This window comes from Streptomyces sp. NPDC001985 (genome assembly GCF_040296845.1).
Taxonomy (GTDB): Bacteria; Actinomycetota; Actinomycetes; order Streptomycetales; family Streptomycetaceae; genus Streptomyces.
Genome location: NZ_JBEOYB010000075.1, coordinates 27,743 through 35,336 on the forward strand (window position 1 = coordinate 27,743; position 7,594 = coordinate 35,336).

Genomic DNA, 7,594 nt, shown 5'->3' on the forward strand with positions numbered 1-7,594 from the left:
GACCACGGAGGCGCTCATGTGACTTGAGTCACAGAGGGCCTTATTTGTTGACCCTGTGTACCGAGTGGACAGCTCGCTGTGATTCAGTGGCCGGGGATAGGCAACGTGAAGACCGCACGAGAAGGCCGAAGAGAAACCTGGAGTCTGCTGTCGAGGTCTCGGGGAGAGCGAGCATGGAGACCGAGTCGGAGCCCTACGTCCGTCTTGCGACCCTGCGGCAGCTGCACAAGGTGGTCGCCGATCTCAACACCGCCCGCAGCCTGGCCGACACGCTGCAGACCGTCGCCGACGGCATCGTCGCGGGGCTCGGCTACGAACTGGCCTGCGTCAATCTCGTGCGCCCCGACGGGGATCTCGTCGTCGCCGCCTTCGCCGGCAGCGCCGCGGCCGAGGCCCTGATCACCGGCCGGGTCGGCTCCCGGCCCTCCTGGGAGCGCCGGCTCTCCATGGGCGAGGCCTGGGGCGAGCTGCGGTTCATCCCGCACACCGAGGGCTGGGTGCTCATCGAGGACGATGTCCCGCAGTGGCACACCGAGGGTCCCGACCCCCGCTTCGAGGACGAGTGGCACCCCCAGGACCGGCTCTACGCCCCCATGTTCACCTCCGGGGGCGGGCGCGAGCTGCTCGGCGTCATATCGGTCGACCGGCCGCGCAACGGGCGCCGTCCGGGCCCCTGGGGGCAGGAGGCCCTCCAGATGTACGCCTCCCAGGCCGCCATTGCGATCAGCAATGCCCGGCTCCGAGCAAATATGCAGCGGGCGCTGGTCCGCCTGGAGCGGGAGCAGCAGGCGCTGCGGGCCAGCGAGGAGTCCTTCCGCCAGGCCTTCGAGTACGCGCCGAGCGGGATGGCGATCGCCGAAATGGGCGGTGACCAGCACGGACGGCTGCTGCGCACCAATGACGCGCTCTGCCGGCTGCTGGGCCGGCCCGCCTCCGCGATGCGGCGGTACTCCTTCGCGGATCTCGTCCACCCCGAGGACGTGGGCACCCTGCTGCGCACCTCGGCCGAGGGCGGGCGGGCGGAGCTGCGGCTGGGGCGGCGCGACGGCAGCTACGTCTGGGTCTCGCTGCGGAACTCCGTCGTCGCGGACACCACCGACGGCCCGCGCTTCCTCCTCACCCACGTCGAGGACATCGAGGACCGCAAGCGCCATGAGCTGGCGCTCGCCCACCGCGCCTCGCACGACGCGCTCACCGGGCTGCCCAACAGCGCGGAGCTGCGGGCACGGCTCAGCGCCAAGCTGTGCGAACGGCCGCCCGCCGCCCGGGACGCGGAGGGCAACCCGCTGGACGCGACCGACGCGGGATACGACCCGGAGACCAGCGCGCTCTTCAACGCCGACGGCTTCGACTTCGGCCCGGCGGGCGTCCCGTACGACCACCATGTGCACATGATCGCGCCGGCGGACGACGTGGACGACGGCACCAAGGGCCTCGCGGTCCTCTTCTGCGATCTGGACGGCTTCAAGTCGATCAACGACCGGTTCGGCCACCAGACCGGTGACGCGGTCCTGGTCGAGGTCGCCCGCAGGCTCACCCGGGGCGTGCGGGAGGGGGACACGGTGGCCCGCCTCGGCGGTGACGAGTTCGTGGTCCTCGCCGACGGCCTGGGCGCCGCCGACGCCGCCGATCTCGCCGTACGGCTCCGGAACGCGATCATTCTGCCAATCCGGGTGGGCGGTCGCGGGGTGCGCGTGGGAGCCAGTTTCGGTATCAGCTGGGCGAGTTGCGGGATGTCCGTCGAAGAGGTGCTGCGCTCCGCCGACCAGCGGATGTACGTGGAGAAGCGCTCCCGCTCGAAGGTGCACCGGCGGGCGGGCTGAGCCCGGCTCCTGTCATGTTCTGGTCTTGTGACGATGGCCCCGATTGGGGTCAACGCCACCCATTCCGTTACTCCGAACCGGGTAGGCTCGCCCGCGTCGGCGTAGGGCTGACGACGGTGAGGAGGGACCAGGGATGACGGCCGGGAACAACGGCGCGAGCACGCCAGAGGACGATGATCCTTTCGGGTATCTGTACGAGGACGGGCACGCGGCGGGCGCCACACCACCCTCGGGCCGGGGGCGCGGCTACGGCTACCCGGGTCCCCAGGCACCTCAGCCCGGAGTCCCCCGGACGTCGTACAACCAGGTGCGCGCGGTGGGCGAGCGCCAGTACGGGCAGCAGCCCCCGCCCCAGCAGCCGGGGTACGGCTACCCCCCGCAGCAGGGCTATCCGCCCCAGCAGGGACACCAGCAGGGGTACGGACAGCAGGGGTACGGGCAGCAGCAGGGCCACCCGCAGCAGGGTTACGGACAGCCGGCCCCGCAGTACGCGGCCCCCGAGACCTACCCCGGCGGCGGCGCCACCACCCGGGTCGTCCCCCAGCCGGACCCCGGCGGCCGGGGCCGCGGCCCCAACACCAAGGGCCTGCTGATCGGCGCGATCGCGGTGGTCGCGGTGGTGGTGATCGGCATCAGCGCCGCGGTGATCGGCAACCTCGGCGAGGACAAGGACGGCGACCAGGCCGGCAAGGAGCCCCAGAGCAGCGCCTCGGCGCCCGCGCGGTCGGTGGAGCCCAGCGGCCAGCCGTCGAAGCCCCCCGAGCCCGCGGAGAAGCCGGGCTCACTGCCCAAGCAGGACGCGGCGACGCTCCAGCTCGGCGGGCCCGCGACCCTGAGCCGCGACATCAAGGGCGCCAAGGGCGCCAACGGCGGCTATGTGGCCTTCAACGGGGCCGGCGGTTCGGCGAGCTGGTCGGTGGACGTGCCCGCCGACGGCGCGTACACGATGACCATCAGCTACAGCGTCCCGGGCAAGAAGGCCGAGACCTCGCTGACCGTCAACGGCGAGACGCCCCGCGACATCAACATGTCGAACTTCGCCAAGGCCGGTGAGGGCCAGTGGGACAAGGGCTGGACCTACACCTACGCCTATGTGAACCTCAAAAAGGGCAAGAACGATCTGAAGATCTCCTGCGAGCCGGGCGACCAGTGCGAGGCCCTGCTCGACCAGGTCTGGCTGGACGCGGGCCAGAAGGGGAGCTGACGGCCCCCGGCCGGGGCCGGGGGCCCCGCCCGTCCCCTCAGGAGGCCGCAGGCCCGGGCGCGGGGGCGAGCAGCCCCAGAAAGCCCGCGACGGTCCGCGACATCGCCTCACGGGCCGGGGTCAGATACTTCCTCGGGTCGACGACCCCGGGGCCGGCCGTCGTCAGGAACTCCCGTACGGCGCCGGTGAACGCCGTGTTCAGCGCCGTACCCACATTGATCTTGACCATTCCGGCGGCGACCGCCGCGCGGATCTCCGCGTCCGGGACGCCCGACGAGCCGTGCAGCACCAGCGGCACCGGGACCGCGGTCCGCAGCCGGGCGATCAGGGCGTGGTCCAGGGCGGCGGTGCGCTCGGTCATCGCGTGGGAGGAGCCCACCGCCACCGCCAGCGCGTCCACCCCGGTCGCCGCCGCGTAGGCCGCCGCCTCCGCCGGGTCGGTGCGCACCCCGGGGGCGTGGGCGTCGAGCGGCGGCTCGCCCTCCTTGCCGCCGACCTTCCCCAGCTCCGCCTCGATCCAGATGCCGCGCTCCCGGCCCCAGGCCACCGCCGCCGCCGTGGCCCGCACATTCTCCTCGTACGACAGCTTCGACGCGTCGAACATCACCGAGCCGAAGCCCGCGCCGTCGGCGGCGTGCAGCAGTTCCACCGAGACCACATGGTCCAGATGGAGGGCGAGCGGCGCGCCGGAGGACCGGGCCACGGCGGCGGTGGCCGCCGCTATCGCGGAGAGCCGGCCGCCGTGGAACCGGACCGCGTTCTCGGAGATCTGGAGGATGGCGGGCGCGCCCGCCGCCTCCGCGCCGGCCGCGATGGCCTCCGCGTGCTCCAGGGTGATGACATTGAAGGCGGCGATCCCGCGCCGCTCGGCGGTGGCGGCGCTGACCAGTTCGGCGGTGCTGACGAGAGGCATGGGTCCGTTCTCATTTCCCGGGCGCCGGGCCCGTGGTGCGGCCCGCCGGTGCGGGGGTGCGGCCGGACCGGTCGTACGGCCGCGCTGGGGTCATGCGGGGCCCGTGTGTTCCGTCACCCGGACACGGGGCAGGAGATCGTCGCGGACCGCCCGGTCGAACTCGCCCGCCGCCGGGGCCAGGACCGTCGCCGCCGAGAGGGCGACCGCGCGGGCCAGCAGCTCCGGCCAGGGCCGGGACTCCACCGTCCCCGCGAGGAGGGCGGCCACCGCCGAGTCGCCCGCGCCCGTGGGGTTGCCCCGGACCGGCGCGGGCAGGGCGGCCTGCCAGACGCCGTCGGGGGTGACCGCGAGCAGACCGGCCGGGCCGAGCGAGGCGATCACGGCGTGCGCGCCCCGGCGGCGGGCGTCCCGGGCGGCGCGCAGCGGCTCACGGGCCCCGGTGAGCCGGGCCAGTTCATCGGCGTTGGGCTTGACGAGGTCGGGGCGGGCGGCGATGCCCCGGCGCAGGGGTTCGCCGCTGGTGTCCAGCAGGACGGGGACCCCGGCCGCGCGCGCCCGGCGGACCAGCTCCGCGTAGGCGCCGACGTGGATGCCGGGCGGGAGGCTGCCGCAGAGGGCGACCGCGTCGGCGCCCGGCAGCAGCGTTCCGTACCGGTCGAGGAAGGCGGCCCACTCCCCGGCGGTGACGACCGGTCCCGGCTCGTTCAGCTGGGTGGTGTCGCCGGTCGCGGTGTCCACGACGGCGATGGTGCGCCGGGTGGTGCCGGAGGTGGGGACGAGGGCGTCGTGCGGCGGGAGGGGCGCGAGGAGTTCGCGCAGTACGGTCCCGGCCGGGCCGCCGGCGAAGCCGGTGACGACGGTCTCGTGGCCGAGGGCGGAGAGCACCCGGGCCACGTTCAGCCCCTTGCCGCCGGGGCGTTCGCCGACCTCGCCGACGCGGTGGCTGGTGTGCGGGGTGAGGGCGTCGACGGTGTAGGTGATGTCCAGCGCGGTGTTGAGCGTGACCGTCAGGATCACCCGTGATTCCCCTTCCGGCGGCGGCGGCCCGGCGAACGGTGCTCGTACAGTCCTGATCATGCCAAACGGAAGGCGGTTGGCCCAGACCCTGGACCAACCGCCTTGCTGTGCTTTGCGGGGTTTCACGGCGACATCGCCGTCAGAGCCCCTGAATGTCAGCCCTGGGCCGGATCGACCACCCAGGCGCCCTGGCGCATCACGCCCTTGAGCCGGAACTCCTCGTCCAGGACGACGAGATCGGCGTCCTTGCCGGGCTCCAGCGAACCGACCCGGTCGTCGATGCCCAGCAGCTTGGCCGGGTTGGCGGAGATCGCCTGGACGATGTCGGCGACGGGGATGCGGTCCACGGTGGCCGCCCGTCTGAACGCCGTGTCCAGGGTGAGCGTGGAGCCCGCGATGGCGCCGCCCTCGGCGAGCCGGGCCACGCCGTCGACGACATCGACGGCCATCGAACCGAGCTGGTAGCGGCCGTCGCCGAAGCCCGCCGCGTCCATGGCGTCGGTGATGAAGGCGACCCGGTGCGCGCCCGCGCGGTGGAATGCGAGTTCGAGCGCCGCGGGGTGGAGATGGGTGCCGTCGTTGATCAGCTCGACGGTGACCCGCTCGTCCTCCAGGAGCGCGGCGATCGGGCCGGGCGCGCGGTGGCCGATCTGCGGCATGGCGTTGAAGAGGTGGGTCGCCACGGTGGCGCCCGCGTCGATGGCCTCCACCGTCTGCTCGTACGTCGCGTCGGTGTGGCCGAGCGCGGCGATCACGCCGTGTTCGGCGAGCAGCCGTACGGAGTCGATGCCGCCGGGGAGTTCGGCGGCGAGGGTCACCATCCTGGCCGTGCCCCGGGCCGCGTCGATCAGCTTGCGGACCTCGGCCGGGTCGGGGTGGAGCAGCAGATCCTCGTTGTGCGCCCCCTTGCGACAGGGGGAGATGAAGGGGCCCTCGAAGTGGAGGCCCGCGATGTCGCCCTGCTCGACCAGTTCGGAGAGGGCCGCCGCGCGGTGGGCGAGGTAGTCCGGCTCGGCGGTGACCAGGGAGGCGACCAGGGTGGTGGTGCCGTGCTCCCGGTGGGTGCGCACACCGAGGAGGACGTCGTCGATGGTGCCGCCGGTGAAGGAGGCTCCGCCGCCGCCGTGGTTGTGGAGGTCGATGAAGCCCGGGACGATCCAGTGGCCGGAGAGATCGCGCGCGGGGGCGTCCTCCGGGGCGGTACCGGTGATCTTCGTACCGGCGACAGACACCCGGCCGTTCTCGACGGTCCCGGTCGGCAGGACCACCCGGGCTCCGGTGAGGACGGTGCTGTCGGCGCGTGCGGCGCTGTCGGCGAGTGCGGCGCGAGCGGCCATTAGGCGGTTACCTCCGAGTCGGTGGCGAGCAGGTCCCAGGCGAGCAGCCCCGCACCCAGGCATCCAGCGGTGTCCCCGAGGGCTGCCGGGACGATGGAGGGCAGCTTCTGGAACGTGACGCGCTCCTCGACGGCGGCCCGCAGGGGTGTGAACAGGGTTTCACCGGCCTCGGCGAGGCCGCCACCGATGATCAGGGTGCGGGGGTCCAGCAGGGTGAGTGCGGTGACCAGTCCGGCGGCGAGGGCGTCGACGGCGTCGAGCCAGACGGCGATGGCCTTCGGGTCGCCGGACTCGACGGCCTTGGCGCAGTCGGCGGCGTCGGCGTCCGGGTCGCCGCTGGCCTTCGCCCAGGCGCGGGTGACGGCGGCGGCGGAGGCGAGGGCCTCCAGACAGCCGCGCTGGCCGCAGCCGCACAGGGGGCCGTCGGGGCGGACGACGACATGGCCGATCTCGCCGGCGTAGCCGTGGGCGCCGGCCTCGATGGTGCCGTCGATGCCGATGGCGCCGGCGATGCCGGTGCCGAGCGGTACGAAGAGGAACCGGTCGGCGCCGTGCCCGGCGCCGATCCGTCCCTCGGCGAGGCCGCCGGTGCGGACGTCGTGTCCGAGGGCGACGGGGACGCCGCGGAGGCGCTCGCTGAGGAGTTGCCGCATGGGGACGTCCCGCCAGCCGAGATTGGTCGCGTAGACGACGGTGCCGCTCTCGGAGTCGATGATTCCGGGGACGACCACTCCGGCGGCGAGGGCGGTCTCGCCGAGGTGCTCTCTGCCGTGGGTGCGGAGGTCGTCGGCGAAGTCGAGGATGGACTGCACGACGGCCTCGGCGCCACGCTCCCGCCCGGTGGCGCGGCGGGCCTCGTAGAGGAGGTTTCCGTCCGCGCCGACGAGGGCGGCTTTCATGCCGGTGCCGCCCACATCGAGGGCGATGACGTGTCTCACGTGCACAGTCTCGCGCGAGATGGCCCGAAAGGTCTAGTCCACTATCCTCGATTGTTGCGGAACAGTACAAACCTATCCACCCCCCACCAGCACAAACCCCCCGCCCGCCGGGCTCGGCCCCCGTCCCGCGTCCAGGCCGAAACTCCCACTCCCCTCCGCCAGCCGGACCCCGCCCTCAACCACCCCCGGAGCCGCCTCCGGGGGTGCCCCCGGACAGGCTGGGTTGCCCAGCCCCCCAGCGAGCCGAGGCACAAAATCCAGCCCCTCCGGCGATTGAGGAGCGGGGGTTCGGGGGCCGGCCCCCGACCCGGGCCCGCAGGATGCGGGACCCCGTCGCACCGGGCCCGCGCCCGGGCGCCCCG

General features: G+C 73.4%; 6 protein-coding genes. 2 read left to right on the top strand and 4 right to left on the bottom strand.

Going from position 1 to position 7,594, the window contains the following annotated elements; translation table 11 throughout:
• Positions 1–173: 173 nt before the first annotated feature.
• Both cdgB and ABT122_RS27435 read left to right on the top strand, forming a co-directional pair.
• On the top strand, positions 174–1,823 hold the full coding sequence (cdgB, locus tag ABT122_RS27430; RefSeq protein ID WP_351557737.1) for a diguanylate cyclase CdgB: 1,650 nt from the start codon (positions 174–176) through the stop codon (positions 1,821–1,823).
• A 133-nt stretch (positions 1,824–1,956) separates the two neighbouring features.
• The gene (locus ABT122_RS27435) at positions 1,957–3,027 is read left to right on the top strand and encodes a carbohydrate-binding protein (RefSeq protein ID WP_351557740.1); all 1,071 of its coding nucleotides are present in this window, start codon (positions 1,957–1,959) and stop codon (positions 3,025–3,027) included.
• Between the two features lie 37 nt (positions 3,028–3,064).
• Here the strand turns inward: ABT122_RS27435 and ABT122_RS27440 are convergent, their stop codons facing one another.
• The 4 genes from ABT122_RS27440 to ABT122_RS27455 form a co-directional block, all read right to left on the bottom strand.
• A complete protein-coding gene (locus tag ABT122_RS27440; protein ID WP_351557743.1) occupies positions 3,065–3,940 on the bottom strand; it encodes a class II fructose-bisphosphate aldolase in 876 nt (291 codons plus the stop codon).
• A gap of 90 nt (positions 3,941–4,030) precedes the next feature.
• Complete coding sequence (locus ABT122_RS27445) at positions 4,031–4,957, bottom strand: 1-phosphofructokinase family hexose kinase (RefSeq protein ID WP_351557746.1); 927 nt, start codon at positions 4,955–4,957, stop codon at positions 4,031–4,033.
• Between the two features lie 155 nt (positions 4,958–5,112).
• Positions 5,113–6,294: an N-acetylglucosamine-6-phosphate deacetylase gene (nagA, locus tag ABT122_RS27450; protein ID WP_351557748.1), complete on the bottom strand. Its 1,182-nt coding sequence runs from the start codon at positions 6,292–6,294 to the stop codon at positions 5,113–5,115.
• Positions 6,294–7,232: an ROK family protein gene (locus ABT122_RS27455; RefSeq protein WP_351557750.1), complete on the bottom strand. Its 939-nt coding sequence runs from the start codon at positions 7,230–7,232 to the stop codon at positions 6,294–6,296. The genes nagA and ABT122_RS27455 overlap by 1 nt, the downstream gene beginning before the upstream one ends.
• Positions 7,233–7,594 lie beyond the last annotated feature (362 nt).